This window comes from Vibrio tasmaniensis (genome assembly GCF_024347635.1).
Lineage (GTDB): Bacteria > Pseudomonadota > Gammaproteobacteria > Enterobacterales > Vibrionaceae > Vibrio > Vibrio tasmaniensis.
In genome coordinates, this window is sequence record NZ_AP025510.1 from 788,667 (window position 1) to 809,869 (window position 21,203).

At 43.6% G+C, this 21,203-nt stretch carries 18 protein-coding genes and 19 tRNA genes; 7 read left to right on the forward strand and 30 right to left on the reverse strand.

Translation table 11 applies throughout. The features are described 5' to 3' along the window. Positions 1-60: 60 nt before the first annotated feature. From ybeY to miaB, 3 genes are all read right to left on the reverse strand, one after another. On the reverse strand, positions 61-522 hold the full coding sequence (gene ybeY, locus OCV44_RS03720; RefSeq protein ID WP_139684621.1) for an rRNA maturation RNase YbeY: 462 nt from the start codon (positions 520-522) through the stop codon (positions 61-63). Next, positions 523-1,644, reverse strand: coding sequence for a PhoH family protein (locus OCV44_RS03725; protein ID WP_139684622.1), 1,122 nt, complete (start codon positions 1,642-1,644; stop codon positions 523-525). Between the two features lie 163 nt (positions 1,645-1,807). Then, the gene (miaB, locus tag OCV44_RS03730; protein ID WP_139684623.1) at positions 1,808-3,232 is read right to left on the reverse strand and encodes a tRNA (N6-isopentenyl adenosine(37)-C2)-methylthiotransferase MiaB; all 1,425 of its coding nucleotides are present in this window, start codon (positions 3,230-3,232) and stop codon (positions 1,808-1,810) included. Positions 3,233-3,540: 308 nt separating this feature from the next. Here miaB and OCV44_RS03735 point away from each other — a divergent pair, with 308 nt between their 5' ends. Next, positions 3,541-4,716 (forward strand): 2-octaprenyl-3-methyl-6-methoxy-1,4-benzoquinol hydroxylase, encoded by a 1,176-nt coding sequence (locus tag OCV44_RS03735; RefSeq protein ID WP_139684624.1) that lies wholly within the window; start codon positions 3,541-3,543, stop codon positions 4,714-4,716. A gap of 78 nt (positions 4,717-4,794) precedes the next feature. Here the strand turns inward: OCV44_RS03735 and OCV44_RS03740 are convergent, their stop codons facing one another. The 25 genes from OCV44_RS03740 to lolB form a co-directional block, all read right to left on the reverse strand. Beyond that, positions 4,795-5,841, reverse strand: coding sequence for a lactonase family protein (locus tag OCV44_RS03740; protein WP_139684625.1), 1,047 nt, complete (start codon positions 5,839-5,841; stop codon positions 4,795-4,797). A gap of 157 nt (positions 5,842-5,998) precedes the next feature. Continuing rightward, a tRNA-Leu gene (locus tag OCV44_RS03745) sits at positions 5,999-6,083 on the reverse strand. Between the two features lie 108 nt (positions 6,084-6,191). After that, positions 6,192-6,266: transfer RNA gene (locus tag OCV44_RS03750), tRNA-Gln, on the reverse strand. A 29-nt stretch (positions 6,267-6,295) separates the two neighbouring features. Then, positions 6,296-6,380, reverse strand: a tRNA-Leu gene (locus OCV44_RS03755). A gap of 91 nt (positions 6,381-6,471) precedes the next feature. Continuing rightward, a tRNA-Met gene (locus OCV44_RS03760) sits at positions 6,472-6,548 on the reverse strand. Positions 6,549-6,599: 51 nt separating this feature from the next. Further along, positions 6,600-6,684, reverse strand: a tRNA-Leu gene (locus OCV44_RS03765). A 108-nt stretch (positions 6,685-6,792) separates the two neighbouring features. Then, a tRNA-Gln gene (locus OCV44_RS03770) sits at positions 6,793-6,867 on the reverse strand. Positions 6,868-6,896: 29 nt separating this feature from the next. Continuing rightward, positions 6,897-6,981, reverse strand: a tRNA-Leu gene (locus OCV44_RS03775). 91 nt (positions 6,982-7,072) lie between these two features. Continuing rightward, positions 7,073-7,149, reverse strand: a tRNA-Met gene (locus tag OCV44_RS03780). A gap of 51 nt (positions 7,150-7,200) precedes the next feature. Then, positions 7,201-7,285 (reverse strand) — tRNA-Leu (locus OCV44_RS03785). Positions 7,286-7,393: 108 nt separating this feature from the next. After that, a tRNA-Gln gene (locus tag OCV44_RS03790) sits at positions 7,394-7,468 on the reverse strand. A 29-nt stretch (positions 7,469-7,497) separates the two neighbouring features. Further along, positions 7,498-7,582 (reverse strand) — tRNA-Leu (locus OCV44_RS03795). Positions 7,583-7,669: 87 nt separating this feature from the next. Then, positions 7,670-7,744: transfer RNA gene (locus OCV44_RS03800), tRNA-Gln, on the reverse strand. Positions 7,745-7,773: 29 nt separating this feature from the next. Next, a tRNA-Leu gene (locus OCV44_RS03805) sits at positions 7,774-7,858 on the reverse strand. A gap of 108 nt (positions 7,859-7,966) precedes the next feature. Then, positions 7,967-8,041: transfer RNA gene (locus tag OCV44_RS03810), tRNA-Gln, on the reverse strand. A 29-nt stretch (positions 8,042-8,070) separates the two neighbouring features. Further along, positions 8,071-8,155: transfer RNA gene (locus OCV44_RS03815), tRNA-Leu, on the reverse strand. A gap of 110 nt (positions 8,156-8,265) precedes the next feature. Then, positions 8,266-8,342: transfer RNA gene (locus OCV44_RS03820), tRNA-Met, on the reverse strand. Between the two features lie 77 nt (positions 8,343-8,419). Further along, a tRNA-Gln gene (locus OCV44_RS03825) sits at positions 8,420-8,494 on the reverse strand. A gap of 29 nt (positions 8,495-8,523) precedes the next feature. Beyond that, positions 8,524-8,608 (reverse strand) — tRNA-Leu (locus OCV44_RS03830). A gap of 68 nt (positions 8,609-8,676) precedes the next feature. Next, positions 8,677-8,753, reverse strand: a tRNA-Met gene (locus OCV44_RS03835). Positions 8,754-9,032: 279 nt separating this feature from the next. Next, positions 9,033-10,124, reverse strand: coding sequence for a redox-regulated ATPase YchF (gene ychF, locus OCV44_RS03840; protein WP_029223110.1), 1,092 nt, complete (start codon positions 10,122-10,124; stop codon positions 9,033-9,035). Positions 10,125-10,134: 10 nt separating this feature from the next. Further along, positions 10,135-10,725, reverse strand: coding sequence for an aminoacyl-tRNA hydrolase (pth, locus tag OCV44_RS03845; RefSeq protein WP_010439162.1), 591 nt, complete (start codon positions 10,723-10,725; stop codon positions 10,135-10,137). Between the two features lie 370 nt (positions 10,726-11,095). Further along, positions 11,096-12,040, reverse strand: a complete 945-nt coding sequence (locus tag OCV44_RS03850) for a ribose-phosphate pyrophosphokinase (RefSeq protein WP_012603389.1) — start codon at positions 12,038-12,040, stop codon at positions 11,096-11,098. Positions 12,041-12,067: 27 nt separating this feature from the next. Then, a complete protein-coding gene (gene ispE, locus OCV44_RS03855; protein WP_170213715.1) occupies positions 12,068-12,943 on the reverse strand; it encodes a 4-(cytidine 5'-diphospho)-2-C-methyl-D-erythritol kinase in 876 nt (291 codons plus the stop codon). Then, a complete protein-coding gene (gene lolB, locus OCV44_RS03860) occupies positions 12,940-13,608 on the reverse strand; it encodes a lipoprotein insertase outer membrane protein LolB (protein WP_139684627.1) in 669 nt (222 codons plus the stop codon). Before lolB ends, ispE begins: the two co-directional genes overlap by 4 nt. Positions 13,609-13,768: 160 nt before the next feature. Between lolB and hemA the strand changes: the two genes are divergently transcribed. From hemA to kdsA, 6 genes are all read left to right on the forward strand, one after another. Beyond that, on the forward strand, positions 13,769-15,028 hold the full coding sequence (gene hemA / locus OCV44_RS03865) for a glutamyl-tRNA reductase (protein ID WP_139684628.1): 1,260 nt from the start codon (positions 13,769-13,771) through the stop codon (positions 15,026-15,028). A 28-nt stretch (positions 15,029-15,056) separates the two neighbouring features. Continuing rightward, a complete protein-coding gene (gene prfA, locus OCV44_RS03870) occupies positions 15,057-16,145 on the forward strand; it encodes a peptide chain release factor 1 (RefSeq protein WP_086048900.1) in 1,089 nt (362 codons plus the stop codon). A 5-nt stretch (positions 16,146-16,150) separates the two neighbouring features. Next, complete coding sequence (gene prmC, locus OCV44_RS03875) at positions 16,151-17,023, forward strand: peptide chain release factor N(5)-glutamine methyltransferase (protein WP_139684629.1); 873 nt, start codon at positions 16,151-16,153, stop codon at positions 17,021-17,023. 186 nt (positions 17,024-17,209) lie between these two features. Next, complete coding sequence (locus OCV44_RS03880; RefSeq protein WP_009848726.1) at positions 17,210-17,593, forward strand: SirB2 family protein; 384 nt, start codon at positions 17,210-17,212, stop codon at positions 17,591-17,593. 27 nt (positions 17,594-17,620) lie between these two features. Then, positions 17,621-18,430 (forward strand): SirB1 family protein, encoded by an 810-nt coding sequence (locus OCV44_RS03885; RefSeq protein WP_139684630.1) that lies wholly within the window; start codon positions 17,621-17,623, stop codon positions 18,428-18,430. A 22-nt stretch (positions 18,431-18,452) separates the two neighbouring features. Then, a complete protein-coding gene (kdsA, locus tag OCV44_RS03890; RefSeq protein ID WP_211349759.1) occupies positions 18,453-19,307 on the forward strand; it encodes a 3-deoxy-8-phosphooctulonate synthase in 855 nt (284 codons plus the stop codon). 96 nt (positions 19,308-19,403) lie between these two features. Here the strand turns inward: kdsA and OCV44_RS03895 are convergent, their stop codons facing one another. Both OCV44_RS03895 and OCV44_RS03900 read right to left on the reverse strand, forming a co-directional pair. After that, the gene (locus OCV44_RS03895; protein ID WP_139686331.1) at positions 19,404-20,246 is read right to left on the reverse strand and encodes an IS3 family transposase; all 843 of its coding nucleotides are present in this window, start codon (positions 20,244-20,246) and stop codon (positions 19,404-19,406) included. Beyond that, complete coding sequence (locus OCV44_RS03900; protein WP_139686330.1) at positions 20,243-20,752, reverse strand: helix-turn-helix domain-containing protein; 510 nt, start codon at positions 20,750-20,752, stop codon at positions 20,243-20,245. Before OCV44_RS03900 ends, OCV44_RS03895 begins: the two co-directional genes overlap by 4 nt. Positions 20,753-21,203 lie beyond the last annotated feature (451 nt).

The window sequence follows — 21,203 nt, forward strand, 5'->3', positions numbered from 1 at the left end:
GCGAAAATTACAGGTTCGATGAGTCATTGTTTCTCTGCAACCTACTTTACTAGAATCGATTTACTTTTCTAGAATATACGGGTCTTCAAACCCCATAGTTTGCATGATTTCTGTTTCGAGTGACTCCATCTCTTCAGCTTCATCATCTTCGATATGATCATAACCTAGCAGATGCAGACTGCCATGTACAACCATATGAGCCCAGTGTGCTAGCAGAGGCTTACTTTGCTCTTCTGCTTCTTTTTCGACAACTTGGCGGCAGATAATAAGGTCACCCAGTAGATCTAATTCCATTCCTGGTGGCGCTTCAAATGGAAAAGACAGCACGTTAGTTGGCTTATCTTTTCCACGATAGTCATGATTGAGCTGGTGGCTCTCTTCTGTATCAACAATACGAACGGTGAGCTCGGCATTCTCTTGAAACTGAGGAATTGTCTTATCCAACCAAAGCTGAATATCTTGCTCAGTTGGAAGACCTTGCTCACTTTCGACTGCTAATTGCAGGTCTAGTTCAATAGACATCTATTTATCACCTTGATCTGCAATGACAGAACTATCTTGTGTTGCTAATTGTGTCGTAACAGCTTGCTGAGCCTCAAGAAGCTTGGCTTCTCTTTCTTCTCGTTTGCGCTTTTCAAACTCTTTGCGTTCTTTCTGGTCTTTCGCTTCCCACTTCTCGTATGCATTGACGATACGGGCAACCACAGGGTGACGAACGACGTCTTCAGACATGAAGAAGTTAAAGCTAATGTCATCAACGTCACTGAGTACTTCAGTTGCATGACGTAGACCTGACTTAGCTCCACGAGGTAAATCGATTTGCGTAATATCACCTGTGATCACAGCGCGTGAGTTAAAGCCGATACGGGTTAAGAACATCTTCATCTGTTCTACCGTGGTGTTTTGGCTCTCATCAAGAATGATAAACGCATCATTCAGTGTACGACCACGCATGTAAGCCAGAGGTGCAACTTCAATCACGTTACGTTCAATCAGCTTCTCAACTCGCTCAAAGCCAAGCATTTCAAACAGTGCATCGTAAAGCGGACGCAAATATGGGTCTACTTTTTGGCTTAAATCACCCGGTAGGAAACCAAGCTTCTCACCAGCTTCAACAGCAGGACGAGTCAGTAGGATTCGACGAACTTCTTGACGTTCAAGTGCGTCAACCGCAGCCGCAACAGCTAAGTACGTTTTACCAGTACCAGCAGGTCCAATACCAAAAGTGATGTCATGAGTGACCATGTTCATTAGATATTGTGCTTGGTTTGGCGTGCGAGGTTTGATAACGCCTTTTTTAGTCTTAATGGTCACTTCTTTGCCGTAGTCGATTTCAGCCTCGACGTGTTGCTCCAAAATACCAGACTCAGTGATCGCCAGATGCACTTGCTCTGGTTCGATATCGATTATGTTGTCTTTAACTGGAGCCGTATCAACATAGAGGTGTTTGATGATGCCTAAAGCGGCGGCTGTAGTATGAGGCTTACCGACAATCGTAAAAAAGTTGCTACGGTAATTAATCTCAACGCCCAGACGACGCTCAAGATGCTTAATGTTGTCGTCAAATGGTCCGCATAAACTTGCCAAGCGCTTGTTGTCTGCTGGCTCTAGATTTATCTCTAAGGTAACAATTTTATTGCTCAAATTAGCCTCTCATTTTGTGCCACTCACTCTTAAATATAAAAAAGAGCAAAAAGCCCGATTTAGACCGGGCTTTTGATGGTGATATCCCTATTTCTAAGATGGTCACTTAGTTAGGTAATTTCAAGCTTTGTGTTTGCGCTTTGTGCTCAAACAGTTGTATTGCCTATGGCGTAAATGTCGCTACACCTAGCTCGTCTTCACGTTTTGTTTTTTCCATCATTTCTGCTGGAGTCATTACAACGCGTAGACCCATGTCTTTTTCTGTACGAACCAGTTCACCACGTAGTGAGTTAGTGTAAACCTCAGTGATCTTCACATCTACAAACTGACCGATTAGGTCTGCAGAACCTTCGAAGTTCACAACACGGCTGTTTTCAGTACGGCCACGCAGTTCCATGAGATTCTTTCTTGATGGACCTTCAACAAGAATACGCTGCTCTGTGCCTAGCATTAGACGAGAGAAACGCATAGCTTGTGTGTTTACTGTTTGTTGCAGTTCGTACAGACGATCTTTTTTCTCTTGTGCTGGTACATCACATGGGTAATCTGCCGCTGGCGTACCTGGACGTGGAGAGAAAACAAAGCTGAAGCTCATATCGAAATCAACTTCTTTGATCAGCTTCATCGTATCTTGGAAGTCTTGCTTAGACTCACCAGGGAAACCAACAATAAAGTCAGAGCTGATTTGAATATCAGGACGAGCTTTACGCAGTTTACGAATGATAGATTTGTATTCAATTGCCGTATGTGGACGCTTCATCATTGTTAGAATGCGGTCACTACCACTTTGTACTGGTAAGTGAAGGAAGCTCACTAGTTCAGGTGTGTCTTTGTAAACTTCAATAATGTCGTCGCCGAACTCAAGCGGGTGGCTTGTTGTGAAACGAATACGGTCGATACCATCAATAGACGCAACTAGGCGAAGTAGTTCTGCAAATGTGCAGATGTCACCTTCGTGAGTTGGACCACGGAATGCGTTTACGTTTTGGCCAAGTAGGTTTACTTCACGTACACCTTGTTCTGCTAGTTGTGCAACTTCGTAGAGTACATCATCCATTGGACGGCTAACTTCTTCACCACGAGTATATGGCACAACACAGTAAGTACAGTACTTAGAACAACCTTCCATGATAGAAACGTAGGCTGTTGCGCCGTCTGCTTTTGGCTCAGGCAGGTTATCGAACTTTTCGATCTCAGGGAATGAGATATCCATTACAGGCTTTTCGTTAGACAGTGATGACTTAATCATCTCAGGCAGACGGTGTAATGTTTGTGGGCCAAAGATAACGTCTACGTACGGTGCACGTTGACGAATGTGATCACCTTCTTGAGTTGCTACACAGCCACCCACACCGATCACCACACCTTCTTTTTTATCTTTAAGCGTTTTCCAACGACCAAGCTGGTGGAATACTTTTTCTTGCGCTTTTTCGCGGATAGAACAAGTATTCAATAGTAGTACGTCTGCTTCCTCAGGTACTTCAGTTAGCTCATAGCCATTTGCAGCGTTAAGCAGGTCGGCCATTTTTGATGAATCGTATTCATTCATCTGACAGCCCCAAGTTTTAATTAGCAGTTTCTTACTCATTATATGTTCGCTCGATCGTTAGTTTAATTTAAGGGAGCAAATCGCCCATTATTCATCCGCCAGTATTGTTTGTCATAATTAGGTATTCAATTTTATGACTGGCTCTGGCGGCAAGCGGCGTATTGTACTGGTTTCAAAACCGACTGACTAGTAGTCTGATAAAATCTCTTCGGTGGTGGCTTTAATTATCGTTAACACTAGGCACAGCAAGGGGTAACCCTTTTTTCGAATAAGGTTTTTGGTTACAAGTTAGTTGTGAAAACGTACAATCAAAAACAGTCAAAGAATCAAAATGATAAGTACAAAATATGAACAGTTACGACATTGTAGTAGTGGGTGGTGGCATGGTTGGTGCTGCGACAGCAATCGGCTTTGCAAAGCAAGGTCTGAGTGTTGCGGTGATCGAAGGCTTTGCACCAATAGCTTACGATGACGCACAAGCGATGGATATCCGTGTATCTGCAATTTCTCAGGCTTCAGTTGATTTGCTTGAAGAGCTGGGTGCATGGCACTGCATCGCTGCAATGCGCGTCTGTTCATACAAGCGTTTGGAAACTTGGGAGCACCCTGAGTGTCGTACTCGGTTTGATGCAGCTTCTCTTGATTTACCTCGTTTAGGTTATATTGTCGAGAACAGACTGATCCAGTTAGGTTTATGGTCTCAATTTGATGCCTACGACAATCTCGACTTGTTATGTCCAGAAAAGCTGGATGAGATTGAGTTTGGTGAAACTAATATCGTTAAGCTTCAATCAGGAGCTGAGTTATCAGCGAAGTGGGTGATTGGTGCTGATGGCGCGAACTCAGCCGTTCGTCAGCAAGCTGGAATTGGCATTACAGCTTGGGATTATCGACAGCACTGTATGCTTATCAACGTAGAAACAGAACAGCCTCAACAAGATATTACTTGGCAGCAATTCCTACCAAGTGGTCCTCGTTCATTTTTGCCATTGTGTTCTCTACCCTCCGACGGTCAAGAAGTCGGGCAGGGATCGTTGGTTTGGTATGACTCACCATCACGTATAAAGCAACTTTCTGCGATGAGCTCTGAAAAGCTGCGTAATGAAGTACTCGCAAACTTTCCTAAAGAGCTAGGTGATATCAAAGTCTTGAACTCAGGCTCATTCCCTTTGACTCGACGTCATGCTCAATCATACTCAAAGAATAATTGCATCTTAGTCGGGGATTCAGCGCACACGATCAATCCTTTAGCAGGGCAAGGCGTTAACTTGGGCTTTAAAGATGTTTCAGTACTATTGGATGTCACCAAAGAAAAAGGCGAATTGAATCAAGCTGTAGCAAGACGCTATGAAGTGATGAGAAGAGGCGACAACTTAATGATGCAGAGTGGCATGGACTTCTTCTATAAAACCTTCAGTAATGACATTGGCCCGTTAAAGTTTGTCCGCAATGCTGCACTAAAGTTAGCAGAAAACTCAGGGCCGATTAAAGCTCAAGTATTGAAATACGCCTTGGGCCTTTAAAACGGCTAGATCAGGTTATTTATATAGAGAAGGAGAGCAGGTGCTCTCCTTTTTTGCTTTTTGTTTTTGTTGTAATGCTTATTGTTGCTGAGTGACACAAACAGGCGCATCAATGGCTAAAGAGTATCCCGTATAGGTGAGGGAGCCATCCTCAATACTGCGTTTGAATGACACGAGGTTGTTGGAGTGCTGGTTGGCGGCGATAAGCCATTGGCCGTCATTAGTGATATGAAAGTCGCGAGGGAACTTACCTTCAACATCGTAACTATCCATAAAAATGAGCTTTTGAGTGACTGAATCGATTCGAAAACAACTGATTCTTGATTGATGTCGGCAAGACACATAAAGGAATTGCTCATCAGGCGATAGCTTAATTGCAGCGGCGGCTTCTCCCTTCTCCATATTAGGTAAGGCATCAACCTCACCCACTATATTCCAAATACCTAAAGACTTTTTCAAAATCAATATTGTTTCAGAGAGCTCACAGACTACATAGGCTCTGTCTTCAATTTCGTTAAAGATTAAATGGCGAGGTCCATTGCCGGCTGGCACTTTAATAGACTGCATTGGTTCATCAAGGAACTCTTCTTGCTCTTCGTCAAAGCAATAGAAGTTGATGCGATCGGCTCCAAGATCTACGGTTACAAATTGTGGCGCGTGTTGTAAGAACAGGCTTTGATGAGCGTGTGGGCTAGTTTGTCTCTCTTTGTTTGGCCCTGAGCCAACCATCTTGATTGTTTTGAGTCGTTTATCGATGGTGCCATTGATATTTAAACTAAATATATCGAATGTGCCTGATGAGTATTGCGATGTGATAGCAAATTTATTGTTGGGATCTATCGCGACGTGACAGGGGTGATCTCCCGAGACGAGGCTTGCATTAGATGCTAGCTGTGAATCAACATTGGGTATATGAGTAAGCCGGGGTTGTTTTTTCTGGTCAACTTCAGATGCAGTATAGATCCCAGTTTTTGTCACAGTGACAAAAGAGGGATTAGTACATTTTGCAATCAGCTCTAGAGATAATAGTTTTCCAGTTTCTAGGTCTAACTGAGTTTGATAAACACCTTGGTTTTTACTTGACGTATCCGTGTAGCAACCGATCGTTAAGGGGAGGGTTTTCATAGGCTAGTCATACTCAATCAGAAAATGGAGCTGACATTGTCTTATAAATCGTATTAAAAGCGAGGCTATAGAAGAGAATTCTTGGTGACTTGGCTTGCAGATTTACATATTCCAGATAAAACAAAACCCAGCTAAAAAGCTGGGTTCTATTCAATGATGGTGCGGTCGGAGAGACTTGAACTCTCACACCTCTCGGCGCCAGAACCTAAATCTGGTGCGTCTACCAATTCCGCCACGACCGCAGCAAATCTTTATAGTTATATCGACATTGGTGATTCAATATAACGTTGTGCTCTTGGTTTGCTATTTAGCTTAAAAACAAGCCAACTAAAAACAAAGAGTTTTAATAGTGGCTGGGCTACCTGGATTCGAACCAGGGAATGCTGGCATCAAAAGCCAGTGCCTTACCGCTTGGCGATAGCCCAACAGGATATCAATTAAGATATCTAAATAATGGTGCGGTCGGAGAGACTTGAACTCTCACACCTCTCGGCGCCAGAACCTAAATCTGGTGCGTCTACCAATTCCGCCACGACCGCAGCAAAGCTTTTACTCTAGCGAAGAGTATAGTTAAGAAGACTTATGGTTTGTCTAAGTAACGTTGTTTGTTCTTCTTTCATAAAGAAAGAATGGTGGCTACTGCGGGATTCGAACCTGCGACCCCATCATTATGAGTGATGTGCTCTAACCAACTGAGCTAAGTAGCCAATAATGAATTTTATGTATTCACTATTTTATCTCTAATTAAAGAGAAATAATGGTGCGGTCGGAGAGACTTGAACTCTCACACCTCTCGGCGCCAGAACCTAAATCTGGTGCGTCTACCAATTCCGCCACGACCGCAGCAAATCTTTATAGTTATATCGACATTGGTGATTCAATATAACGTTGTGCTCTTGGTTTGCTATTTAGCTTAAAAACAAGCCAACTAAAAACAAAGAGTTTTAATAGTGGCTGGGCTACCTGGATTCGAACCAGGGAATGCTGGCATCAAAAGCCAGTGCCTTACCGCTTGGCGATAGCCCAACAGGATATCAATTAAGATATCTAAATAATGGTGCGGTCGGAGAGACTTGAACTCTCACACCTCTCGGCGCCAGAACCTAAATCTGGTGCGTCTACCAATTCCGCCACGACCGCAGCAAAGCTTTTACTCTAGCGAAGAGTATAGTTAAGAAGACTTATGGTTTGTCTAAGTAACGTTGTTTGTTCTTCTTTCATAAAGAAAGAATGGTGGCTACTGCGGGATTCGAACCTGCGACCCCATCATTATGAGTGATGTGCTCTAACCAACTGAGCTAAGTAGCCAATAATGAATTTTATGTATTCACTATTTTATCTCTAATTAAAGAGAAATAATGGTGCGGTCGGAGAGACTTGAACTCTCACACCTCTCGGCGCCAGAACCTAAATCTGGTGCGTCTACCAATTCCGCCACGACCGCAGCAAATCTTTATAGTTATATCGACATTGGTGATTCAATATAACGTTGTGCTCTTGGTTTGCTATTTAGCTTAAAAACAAGCCAACTAAAAACAAAGAGTTTTAATAGTGGCTGGGCTACCTGGATTCGAACCAGGGAATGCTGGCATCAAAAGCCAGTGCCTTACCGCTTGGCGATAGCCCAACAGGATATCAATTAAGATATCTAAATAATGGTGCGGTCGGAGAGACTTGAACTCTCACACCTCTCGGCGCCAGAACCTAAATCTGGTGCGTCTACCAATTCCGCCACGACCGCAGCAAAGCTTTCCTCTCAACTAAGCAAAGAGCCTAGCGAAGAGTATATAGTTAAGAAGACTTATGGTTTGTCTAAGTAACGTTGTAATGGCTGGGCTACCTGGATTCGAACCAGGGAATGCTGGCATCAAAAGCCAGTGCCTTACCGCTTGGCGATAGCCCAACAGGATATCAATTAAGACATCTAAATAATGGTGCGGTCGGAGAGACTTGAACTCTCACACCTCTCGGCGCCAGAACCTAAATCTGGTGCGTCTACCAATTCCGCCACGACCGCAGCAAATCTTTATAGTTATATCGACATTGGTGATTCAATATAACGTTGTGCACTTCGTTTGCTATTTAGCTTAAAAACAAGCCAACTAAAAACAAAGAGTTTTAATAGTGGCTGGGCTACCTGGATTCGAACCAGGGAATGCTGGCATCAAAAGCCAGTGCCTTACCGCTTGGCGATAGCCCAACAGGATATCAATTAAGACATCTAAATAATGGTGCGGTCGGAGAGACTTGAACTCTCACACCTCTCGGCGCCAGAACCTAAATCTGGTGCGTCTACCAATTCCGCCACGACCGCAGCAAAGCTTTCCTCTCAACTAAGTAAAGAGCCTAGCGAAGAGTATAGTTATATCGACATTGGTGATTCAATATAACGTTGTTTGTACTTTTTCTTTCGTAAAGAAAGAATGGTGGCTACTGCGGGATTCGAACCTGCGACCCCATCATTATGAGTGATGTGCTCTAACCAACTGAGCTAAGTAGCCATCTGAGAGCGGAGTAATATAATATAATCTCGCTTTCAATGCCATTATCTTTTTAAAGATAATTACACTTTAAATTGTGGCTGGGCTACCTGGATTCGAACCAGGGAATGCTGGCATCAAAAGCCAGTGCCTTACCGCTTGGCGATAGCCCAACAATGATATCAATTAAGATATCTCAATATGGTGCGGTCGGAGAGACTTGAACTCTCACACCTCTCGGCGCCAGAACCTAAATCTGGTGCGTCTACCAATTCCGCCACGACCGCTTTACTTTCCTAAAAACTCTTTGCTGTAAAGAAACATATGTTTAACAACAAACAGAGTGCTTAGGAAATGGTGGCTACTGCGGGATTCGAACCTGCGACCCCATCATTATGAGTGATGTGCTCTAACCAACTGAGCTAAGTAGCCATTTCCAAATTGTTGCTCATTTCGAAACGTTGCTGCTTCGTCGTGAACGGGGCGCATTATGCGGAGTTGAGCGAAACCCGTCAACTTTTTTTTTGAATAAATCACGAATAAACATCTGTTCGGTTTCTTTTTAGGCAAAGAGGTGTATTTGTCGACAAAAAATAGCGCTAAAAGGCGATATATATAGGAAGTTAAGTTTCGGATGCGGGGCTGTTTTTGAATCGAGAAAACAAAAAGGCCAGTGAATTCACTGGCCTTTTATTAGATGTTTATCGGTAATTAAACGTTGAAACGGAAGTGAACTACATCACCGTCTTTAACGATGTATTCTTTGCCTTCAAGACGCCATTTACCTGCATCTTTTGCTCCGCTTTCACCGCCAAATTCGATGAAATGTTCGTAACCAACCACTTCTGCACGGATGAATCCTTTTTCGAAGTCGGTGTGGATCTTGCCTGCAGCTTGTGGCGCAGTCGCACCTACAGGGATCGTCCAAGCGCGAACTTCTTTAACACCAGCAGTGAAGTAAGTCTGAAGAGTCAGTAGTTCGTAACCAGAGCGGATCACTCGGTTAAGGCCTGGTTCTTCGATACCCATGTCTGCAAGGAACTCTTCACGATCTTCATCGTCAAGTTCAGAAAGCTCAGATTCGATTGCAGCACAAACAGCAACAACAACGTTGTTCTCTTTTTCTGCGTACTCACGAACTGCGTCTAGGTAAGGGTTGTTTTCAAAACCATCTTCAGCAACGTTTGCGATGTACATTGTTGGCTTAAGCGTTAGGAAGTTAAGGTAGTCGATCGCCGCTACTTCTTCTTTAGCAAGTTCAACAGTACGAGCCATACCACCTTCAGTTAGGATTGGTAGTAGCTTTTCAAGAACCGTAGTTTCGAATTTAGCGTCTTTATCTCCGCCTTTTGCTTTTTTAGCATTGCGGAAGATTGCACGTTCACAGCTATCTAGATCAGCAAGAGCAAGCTCAAGGTTGATCACTTCAATATCTTCGATAGGTGATACTTTGCCTGAAACGTGAACGATGTTTTCGTTTTCAAAGCAGCGTACAACGTGACCGATAGCATCAGTTTCGCGGATGTTAGCTAGGAATTTGTTACCTAGACCTTCACCTTTAGATGCGCCAGCAACTAGGCCTGCGATATCTACGAATTCCATTGTCGTCGGAAGGATCTTCTGTGGATTAACAATTTTTGCTAATGCATCTAAGCGTAGATCTGGAACCGGAACGATACCTGTGTTTGGTTCGATCGTACAAAATGGAAAGTTTGCTGCTTCGATGCCTGCTTTAGTCAGTGCGTTAAACAGAGTTGACTTACCAACGTTTGGTAGACCAACGATGCCACATTTAAAACCCATGATATAAACCTTATTCTGCTTTGAACGTATGTAAGCGATTTTGTGCTTTTGGTAGGCCATCTTTCAATAAGATGTCTAGGCTACGAACCGATTCGTCAACGACAGCCTCGATACACTCTTGCTCTTTCGCAGGAGCTTTGCCTAATACATAACCTGCAACTTTATCTTTGTGTCCTGGATGGCCAATGCCTAATCTAAGACGATAGAATTCTTTATTGTTACCCTGTTTGCTGATGATGTCTTTCAGACCATTATGTCCTCCATGACCACCACCTTTTTTAAACTTTCCAATACCAGGTGGAAGATCTAACTCATCGTGAGCGACCATGATCTCTTCTGGTTTAATTTGGTAGAACTTTGCTAAGGCAGCAACTGCTTTGCCTGACAAGTTCATAAAAGTCGTTGGGATCAGCAAACGAAGATCTTCACCATGAACCATGATACGACCCGTTAGGCCAAAGAACTTTGGTTCGTTCTTCAGTGTCACGTTATGTACACGTGCTAATTCTTCAACTACCCAAGCACCCGCATTGTGGCGAGTTTTGGCGTATTCTGGACCTGGATTAGCCAGTCCAACGAGAAGTTTTATTTGTTGGCTCAAGGTATGGATCTCTCTTGGGATTTCAAAAAGCGCCGTATGATATCACAGTTTATGAAAAAGGTGCGAGCTAGCTGATAGCAACTCAATGATTCGAACTGTGCTCAAATTCACTTTGTGGTCGTTATACCAATCGTAGTAAATAACTGGTCACCCTAGCTGGTTAAAATGCTCGATAACTGCGTTATAATTTTTGGTTGTAGAATAACTACTTATCAAAAAATCACGCCTTGTTCTCAAGCTTTTTTCCTGCGCTATTTCTGAACACTTACTTACTGTGATTGGTATTAGATATAAAAAAAGCACTTCATCGAATGAAGTGCTTAATATCTTTTTCAGATTGTTCTGCTAAAGCAAAGCTATAGAGCTTTGATTAGTTGAACATCGCAGAGATAGACTCTTCGTTGCTGATACGACGAATCGCTTCAGCAAGCATGCGAGAAAGGCTTAGTTCAGTTACTTTACCTGTCGCAGCCATCTCTGGAGAAAGCTTGATTGAATCAGTAACAATAACTTGGTCTAGAACTGAATTGCGGATGTTTTCTGCAGCAGTACCAGAGAATACAGCGTGAGTTGCGTAAGCGAATACACGCTTAGCACCGCGCTCTTTAAGCGCTTCAGCTGCTTTACACAGTGTGCCACCAGTGTCGATCATGTCATCAACGATAACACAGTCACGACCTTCAACATCACCGATTAGGTTCATTACTTCAGAAACGTTAGCACGTGGACGACGCTTATCAACGATAGCGATGTCAACATCACCTAGCGCTTTAGCTGTAGCACGAGCACGTACAACACCACCAAGGTCTGGAGAAACCACTACTGGGTTTTCTAGACCACGGTTAGCCATGTCTTCTAGAAGAACTGGAGTGCCGAAGATGTTATCAACAGGTACATCGAAGAAGCCTTGGATTTGCTCTGCGTGTAGGTCGATAGTAAGAACGCGGTCAACGCCAACGTTAGAAAGGAAATCTGCAACAACTTTTGCAGTAATAGGCACACGAGCAGAACGTACACGACGATCTTGACGGGCATAACCGAAGTAAGGGATTACAGCAGTAATACGGCCAGCAGAAGCACGGCGCATTGCGTCAATCATTACCACCAATTCCATAAGGTTGTCATTGGTTGGTGCACAAGTTGATTGAATCAGGAATACATCGCTACCACGAACGTTTTCATTGATTTGAACAGCGACTTCGCCATCAGAAAAACGGTCTACAGTAGCATCGCCAAGAGAGATATATAGACGATCAGCAATACGTTGGGCTAGTTCAGGTGTTGCGTTACCAGCAAATAGCTTCATATCAGGCACGGTGGAAACCTCGGGTTGCGTCCAGTTTTAAATAGATTGTGGGTGGGCTGATTGGTATTCAGCCAAAGTTTCTTTCAAAGGAGAAATGTTTCGTCCTTTCGCGACAAACGCGGAAACTGTGTCAGGCAGTTGCTCTAGCACCAATTCGGCTTCTTTTTTGCTGCTAAATTCAGCAAAAACGCACGAACCTGTGCCAGTCAATCTCGACGGCGCGTATTGTAGCAGCCATGAAAGTTGCTTATCAACCTCTGGGTACAGCATTCGCACAATTTTTTCGCAATCGTTTACGTATTCTTGCTCTAGAAGCGTTGCTAGCGCTCGCTTTGGCGTATTTCGAGTTAATTCTGAATGCGTGAATATGTCTACAGTTGCTATGCTCACTTGAGGTTTAACAACGAGATACCATTTTTCATCCGGATTAGCTGGCTGTAGCTTTTCTCCAATCCCTTCAGCAAAGGCGGCGTACCCTCGAACGAAGACAGGAACGTCAGCGCCAAGCTTCAAACCGATCTCGGCGAGTTGATCATCTGACAGGTTGAGTTGCCATAAATGGTTGAGAGCGACTAACACGGTTGCGGCATTTGAAGAGCCTCCACCAATACCGCCTCCCATTGGAAGCACTTTCTTTAACTCAATATCCGCACCGAAAGTCGTCGATGTATATTGTTGAAGGGCAGTTGCAGCTTTCCAGATCAAGTTATCTTCTGTCGCAACGCCTGGAATCTCAGGTGTGATTGTTATCGAGCTTGTTTTTCGGTTTGCGGTAACCGTAAGTTCATCACCAAAGTCGACAAACTGAAATAGGGTCTGAAGTTCGTGATAGCCATTGTCGCGTCGGCCAGTGATATAGAGAAATAAATTCAGCTTAGCTGGCGAAGGCCAGTGCGTTGGCGTTGTTATCATTTTTTCAGTGTCCACTTCGAAACTACAATGTTGATTTTGTTCTCGTCTTGCTTGAATGACAATCGGGTAGGGAGGGGAATTGTCTCTACGTTCGTGCTGTCTTCACCAGAGTTCTTGTTGTCTTCACCAGATAATAGTGTACTTGGCATCTCTACATTTCGGTAATTATCAAAATTGAGTGTCCATAATTGACCGCTGACTTGTTTGGACAGAGATTCAAGCGTGTTGGTGGTGTTCAATTGGTAGCTGTCTGCTTGGTCAGGAATGCCAAGGAACCATTGTGGTAAGTGATCGATGGGGATCTGCAATCCAGTAAGTTGTTCTACCAAGACTGAAGCACTCGCATGAGTAAATACTTGGTCATCATAGGTCACGACTTTTGCACCCGATGGTTCGATGGTTAGGTTCAGTGCGGTTTGACCGAGAAAAGTCGTAAGCCTTAGTTGACTCTGATTTAGGGAGTGCTTCCAAATGAAGTTTAGGCTTTGGCGTTGCTCTGGAGAAATATAAGCGAGCTTGCCTGAGGCTTGATAGTTTTCTATCTGTAAAAGCCGGTTTTGGTGACTTTGCCACTCAACGCTGGTCGGTTGTTCTGGGATAGACGAGCAACCCACCATAATTATGGTCAAAAAAATAAGAGACGTGATTTTACGAAGCTTGCTCATATTTGCTCACAACTTGTTCAAATTTATCTAAAAAACGCTTCAACTATAGCATTGAATTCACGAACTCAGGAAAACAAATCCCGCTTGCTCTTTAAATAGAGCCATGCATCAAGTAAAATTCGCCCCTTGTTTCCATTCCCTGATCGAGAACTTCTGATACATGTCTTTGCTTGCCGTAGGTATCAATCACAATACAGCGTCGGTTGAATTGCGAGAAAAAGTCGCTTTTGGTCCAGATAAATTATCTGAGGCACTTAAGCAACTTAACGCAAATGCACACGTAAATGGAAGTGTCATACTTTCTACCTGTAATCGAACTGAAGTGTATTGTGACGTCAAAGGCGTGGCAAAAAACAAGTTGATCGATTGGCTGTCTGTATTTCATCAAGTTAGCCCTGAAGAATTAAAACCGAGTATCTATATCCATGAAGAGCAGGCCGCGATTAAACATTTAATGCGTGTAGCTTGTGGTTTGGACTCTTTGGTTTTGGGCGAACCGCAAATTCTTGGTCAGGTAAAACAAGCTTACACCGATTCGCGAGAGAACAAATCTGTTGATGCTTCAATGGAAAAACTGTTCCAGAAATCATTTTCTGTCGCTAAGCGTGTTCGAACTGAAACTGAAATTGGTGGCAGTGCGGTTTCAGTTGCTTACGCAGCTTGTACGTTAGCCAAACACATTTTTGAGTCGATTGCCGATTCAACGGTGTTATTGGTTGGTGCGGGTGAAACGATTGAATTGGTGGCAAAACACCTTTCAGCGAATGGTTGCACCAAGATGATAGTGGCCAACCGAACTCGTGAGCGTGCTTTAGGGCTAGCTGAAGAGTTTGGTGCTGAAGTGATCAGCCTCAATGAAATCCCTGACCACTTGCACAGAGCGGATATCGTGATCAGCTCAACCGCAAGCCCGCTGCCTATTATTGGTAAGGGCATGGTCGAAACCGCACTTAAGACAAGAAAACATCAACCTATGCTGCTGGTTGATATTGCGGTTCCTCGTGATGTGGAATCTCAGGTCGGCGATCTGAATGATGCTTACCTATATTCCGTTGATGATCTGCAGTCGATAGTTGATGGCAACATTGAACAGCGTAAAGTGGAAGCGATCCAAGCGGAAGCCATCGTTAGTGAAGAAAGTGCCGCGTTCATGAGTTGGATGCGTTCACTGCAAGCGGTAGACAGTATTCGTGACTATCGCAAATCGGCCAATGAAATCCGAGAAGAATTATTAAGTAAGAGTTTGCAATCACTGGCCGCTGGCGGTGACCCTGAAAAAGTTTTACTTGAGCTAAGTAACAAGCTCACAAACAAATTGATCCATGCTCCAACGCGTGCACTCCAAAGTGCAGCAGAGCAAGGAGAACCTGCAAAATTAACGGTCATTAGACAGAGTTTGGGCTTAGAAAACCCTCAATAATATTCGACCCCTATTAAGATAAGACATTATGAAAGCCTCGATTCTAATAAAGCTTGAAACACTTGTTGAACGCTATGAAGAAGTTCAACATCTACTTGGTGATCCCGATGTACTTGGGAATCAAGACAAATTCCGTGCCTTGTCAAAAGAGTATTCTCAATTAGAAGAGGTGACGGGGTGCTTTAAATCATACCAGCAAGCTCAAGAAGATTTAGAAGCTGCTGAAGAGATGGCAAATGAAGACGACGCAGAAATGCGTGAAATGGCTCAAGAAGAAATCAAAGATGCGAAAGCGAACATTGAACGTCTGACTGATGAGCTACAGATTCTTCTGATTCCAAAAGATCCAAACGATGAGCGTAACTGTTTCCTTGAAATCCGTGCAGGCGCGGGTGGTGATGAAGCGGGTATCTTCGCAGGCAACTTATTCCGTATGTACTCTAAGTTTGCAGAGAAGAAAGGCTGGCGCGTTGAAATCATGAGCAGTAATGCTTCTGAACAAGGTGGCTACAAAGAGATGATCGCTAAAGTTAGTGGCGACGCTGTTTACGGCACAATGAAGTTTGAGTCTGGCGGTCACCGTGTACAACGTGTACCTGAAACTGAATCTCAAGGCCGTGTTCATACATCAGCATGTACTGTTGCGGTTATGCCTGAGATTCCAGAAGCGGATCTGCCAGAGATCAAAGCTGGCGATCTTAAGATCGATACTTTCCGTGCATCAGGCGCGGGTGGTCAGCACGTTAACACTACGGATTCTGCAATCCGTATTACTCACTTACCAACGGGTACAGTAGTAGAGTGTCAAGACGAGCGTTCTCAGCATAAAAACAAAGCGAAAGCTATGGCTGTTCTTGCTGCTCGTATTGTTCAAGCAGAAGAAGAGCGCCGCGCGGCAGCTGTTTCTGACACACGTCGTAACCTACTAGGTTCTGGTGACCGTAGTGACCGTATTCGTACTTATAACTACCCACAAGGTCGTGTTTCGGATCACCGCATCAACCTGACGATCTACCGTCTTAACGAAGTGCTTGAAGGTGACATGCAAAGCTTGCTTGATCCTGTACTTCAAGAGCACCAAGCCGATCAGCTTGCTGCACTTGCAGAGCATAACTAACCCGTATGCCGTCAGAATATACGGTTGAAAGTGCTTTAAAAGCAGCAATCGTACAGCTTCAAGAGGGTGATAATACGTCACCCTCGATTGATGCTGCGGTACTGCTTTGTCATGCCTTAGACAAACCTAGATCTTACCTACTGACTTGGCCAGAGAAGCATCTCACTTCAGAGCAAGAGTCCGAATTCAATGCTCTTCTAAAACGTCGCTTAACCGGTGAGCCTGTGGCTTACATTGTTGGTGAACGTGAGTTTTGGTCACTGCCGTTAAAAGTCTCTCCTTCTACATTAATCCCGCGTCCGGATACGGAACGTTTGGTTGAAGTGGCGTTAGATAAAACGTATGGCAAGCAAGGTGCGATTCTCGATTTAGGCACGGGCACAGGGGCTATTGCATTAGCATTGGCGTCTGAAATGCCGAATCGACAAGTGACGGGTATTGATCTTCGTCCGGAAGCGCAACAACTTGCGACAGAAAACGCTCAGCGATTGAATATCACCAACGCCACCTTTTTACACGGCAGTTGGTTTGAGCCTTTGAACCTAGCTAACTCTGAAGAAGAAGCGGTAAAGTTCTCGTTGATTGTCTCTAACCCGCCATATATCGAGAAGAATGATCCTCACTTGTCTCAAGGTGATGTACGTTTTGAACCGATCACAGCGCTCGTTGCTGAAGAGAAAGGGCTCGCGGATATTCGATACATTTCTGAAAATGCACGACACTTTTTAGAAAACGAAGGCTGGTTGGCATTTGAACACGGCTATGACCAAGGCTTGGCGGTACGTGAGATAATGCAACAACTGGGTTATTTAGACGTCGTTACAGAAAAAGATTACGGTGGTAATGACCGAGTGACACTAGGTCGTTACTGTTCATAGCTAGTGATTGTTCATTAGCTGCGGTTAATCATCTTGTGAGCAATAGATGATGAACTTGCTAAATTGATACCTTTAACTCGAAAAGACATTTCACTCGATAATGCATTTAACGCAGAAATACCGAGCATTAACGGGTATTGTGTGGCTCGTGTTAACGAAAGACATATAAAAATATAAAGGAATACCATGTACGAAGGTTTAAAACATTTTCACCTATTAACGATTGCTATAAGCGCACTGCTTCTTTCGATTCGTTTCGCTCTTATGATGGCTAACTCACCGAAGCTTAAGCATCCTTTCTTACAGCGTTTCCCTCATATCAATGACTCATTGCTGTTGCTTTCGGGTATTGGTTTGATTTTTATCACTGGCTTTATTCCATTTACACCTGCAGCACCATGGTTAACCGAAAAATTAACTTGTGTTATGGCTTACATCGCATTGGGCTTCTTTGCGCTTAAACTGGGTAAAAATAAGCTACTGAGAGTGTTCTCTTTCTTTGGTGCGCTTGGCTGGTTAGCAATGGCTGGTAAAATTGCAATGACGAAAACACCCACATTTTTCGGTTAATTATCTCCTTATTTCGGTTAACAACCTATGTACGAATTTTTTGATGAAGACTTTGACCAGCTAGAGCTAGCTGAAGGTGCATTGATCTTAAATAAAGCGATTAACCCAGAAACTCAAGACAGCTGGGCTGAGCAAGAACTGGCCAGATTGTTAAAAGACGCCGAGTTTGCTTTGGTTAACGAAACGGATGAACAGCAGAAGTTTGAATCCTTTATTAGACTATTCTTTTATGAGTGGGGCTTTGCCGGCGATAAAGAGGCGTATTTTTCTTCGGAAAACGCATTTATCGATAAAGTGCTTGAGAGAAAAAAAGGCATTCCAGTGAGTCTTGGTGCGATCTTTCTTTATCTAGGTCGTAAGCTAGGCTTCCCTGTTGAAGGCGTATCTTTCCCAACTCAATTCTTACTTAAAGTAAGTTGGTTCGGGCAAGCTGCTGTGTACGTTAACCCGTACAACGGCGAGTACGTTGGCGTTCAAACTTTACGAGCATGGCTCATTGGGCATGATGGCCCATTAGCTAAGGTGAAAGCTGAACACTTAGAAGCTGCCGATCATCCAACGATTATTGGTAAGTGGCTAGCGTTACTTAAGAGTGCATTGCTGCGAGAAGAGCGTTATACGCTTGCATTGAAGTGTACTGATCTTGCCTTAACGTTTGTGCCGGATGATCCATATGAAATCCGCGACCGTGGCTTTATTTATCAGCAGCTAGACTGTCATCAAGTGGCAGCAACGGATTATCAATATTTTATCGACCAATGCCCAGATGACCCTGCGTCTGAGTTACTTAAATCTCAAGTGAACGTCATGAATGAAAAGACAGTGGTTGTTCACTAATTAATAATTATTTAGAGAGAATATGATGGAACAGAAAACAGTTCACATTGGCGATATGCCAATTGCTAATGACAAGCCATTTACGCTATTTGCAGGCATGAACGTTCTTGAATCTCGCGATCTAGCAATGCAGATCTGTGAGCACTACGTGAAAGTAACAGAGAAGCTAGGTATCCCTTATGTATTTAAGGCGTCTTTCGATAAAGCAAACCGCAGCTCAGTTCACTCATACCGTGGTCCTGGCATGGAAGAAGGTCTTAAAATTTTCCAAGAGCTGAAAGATACTTTTGGCGTGAAGATCATTACTGATATCCACACAGAAGCACAAGCTCAGCCTGTTGCTGATGTGGTTGATGTAATCCAACTTCCAGCGTTCCTAGCTCGTCAAACTGACCTTGTTGAAGCGATGGCTAAGACTGGCGCGGTAATCAACGTGAAGAAGCCTCAGTTCATGAGCCCAGATCAAGTGGGTAACATCGTTGATAAGTTTGCTGAGTGCGGCAACGACAATATCATTCTTTGTGAACGTGGTTCTTGCATGGGTTACGACAACTTAGTTGTTGATATGCTTGGTTTCGGTGTAATGAAAAAATCATCAAACGGCAGCCCAATTATCTTTGACGTGACTCACGCGCTTCAAATGCGTGATCCATCAGGTGCTGCATCTGGCGGTCGTCGTGAGCAAACGGTTGAACTAGCTAAAGCGGGCATTGCGACGGGTATTGCTGGTCTGTTTCTTGAGGCTCACCCTAACCCGGATCAAGCACGCTGTGATGGCCCATCGGCGCTACCTCTAGATAAACTAGAACCGTTCTTGAAGCAGATGAAAGCACTTGATGACCTTATCAAAGGCTTTGAGCATATTGATATTAAATAATTGAGATGGATGTGAAGTAACGGAAACGTTATTTCACAAAAGTTGAGCTAAAAAAGCCCAGTCGTTGAAGTGACCCCATAAAGTTGGACATTTCTGTTAAGCGGCTTTCAAGGCCTGAGCTCGATATTCTATCGGAGTCAGGCCTTTTAGTTTCACTTTTATACGTTTCGTATTGTAGTACTCGATGTATTCTTTAATTTGCTCTATCAGAGCATCTGCATCTTCAAAGCTTTGATTGTGATACATCTCTGTTTTGAGTAAAGCAAAAAAGTTTTCAGCAACGGCATTATCCAAGCAGTTACCTTTTCTAGACATACTTTGCGTTAACCCACTCTCCGCTACCTTTTCCTGATACTGTCGATGGCGATATTGCCAACCTTGATCGCTATGTATAATTGGCTTTGAGTTGGGTTTAAGCGTTGATATGGCTTCCGTCAGCATATCCGTGACAAGCGGCAAGCAGGCATTTTTGGCCACTCTATAAGCAACCACTTCCTGAGTAAACAAGTCGACCACGGGAGACAAGTATACTTTCTGCTCTTTGACTTTGAACTCCGTGACATCCGTTACCCACTTTTCATCGGGTTGAGTCGCACTAAAATCTCTTTCAAGCACGTTAGGAGCAGCTGTTCCAGATTCTCCTCGGTATGAACGATACTTTTTAATCCTGACCGTCGATTTAAGATTGAGCTGAGCCATAAGCCTTTGAACCGTTTTGTGGTTAAGTGCGAACCCCTGATTTTTTAGTTCCAAGTGAATACGGCGGTAGCCGTATCGACCCTTATGCTCATGATAAATTGACTTTATCAACCGCAGCTCACGTTCGTAGTTATTTGGGCGCTTGCTCGTTTGAGCCTGATAATAAAAGACACTTTTTGCCAGCTGTAGAGTCTGCAGTAAGTGCTTCAATGGATACTTGCCTTTAAGAGTTAGAGCTATGACCGCTTTTTCTTTGTTCGACGGTTTTTTTCCTGCTCCAACTCTTCCAACTTTTTTAGAACGGCATTCTCAGTTCGTAAGTAGACCAACTCCTCTCTTAGCTCCTCAAGTGTCATTTCATTATCAGGCTTAGTGGTACGTTGAGGTTGCTGTTTCATTGAGGGGCTTCCTTTATGGCGTATTTTGAGCCCCTTGATACCGAGCTCATTAAATCGTTTGAGCCAGACAGAGAGTATTCCAGGGGATGAGAGATTTAATACTGCGCTAGTGTGCGTGAGAGACCATTCATTCGTCCACATTAAATTCAATGCTTTTCGTTTTGTCTGAGCAGTAGCAGCATGCTTAGTGGGTAAAAATGAATCAGTACCATGGATGGCAAAGACTTGAGCCCAATACCGTATCTGTCTCGAAGAAATTGAATATTGTTTTGCTAAATCGCGAGATGACGCGCCACCTAAACATTGTTTAGCAATGATACATTTTAGCTCTCGGCTATATTTGGACATAAAAAGACCCCCAATAATTGGAGTCCAACTATTGGGGGTCAGTTCATCTTTGAATTGGGCTTTTTTTTATCTCGTAAAAGCAGCTGAACATAATACCAATCGGAGTAAATAACTGGTCACCCTAGCTTTGATCACTTACTTACTGTGATTGGTATAAATCGCTCATTAAAAGAGTTGTTAACGAGGCGGGTTGTTACCTAAGAAACTCGTATATGAGTGTGAGGTCTGTCCTGTTTGCAGTAAATTACCGACTTTCATCACACTTTATAAGTAAACGATTGCTTGTGATGCAGGGGAAGTTTGAGTGTAATCTCATAATTTTGTTACACTTAACTGTTGATCTATGCGTGACCTATTCGACATAAATATGAAATCATCGTGTTACATCTAGAATGTTAATTTAAGATTAGTCATGTTGAAGTCTTATTGTTCGAACTCCACAAGGAGTCGC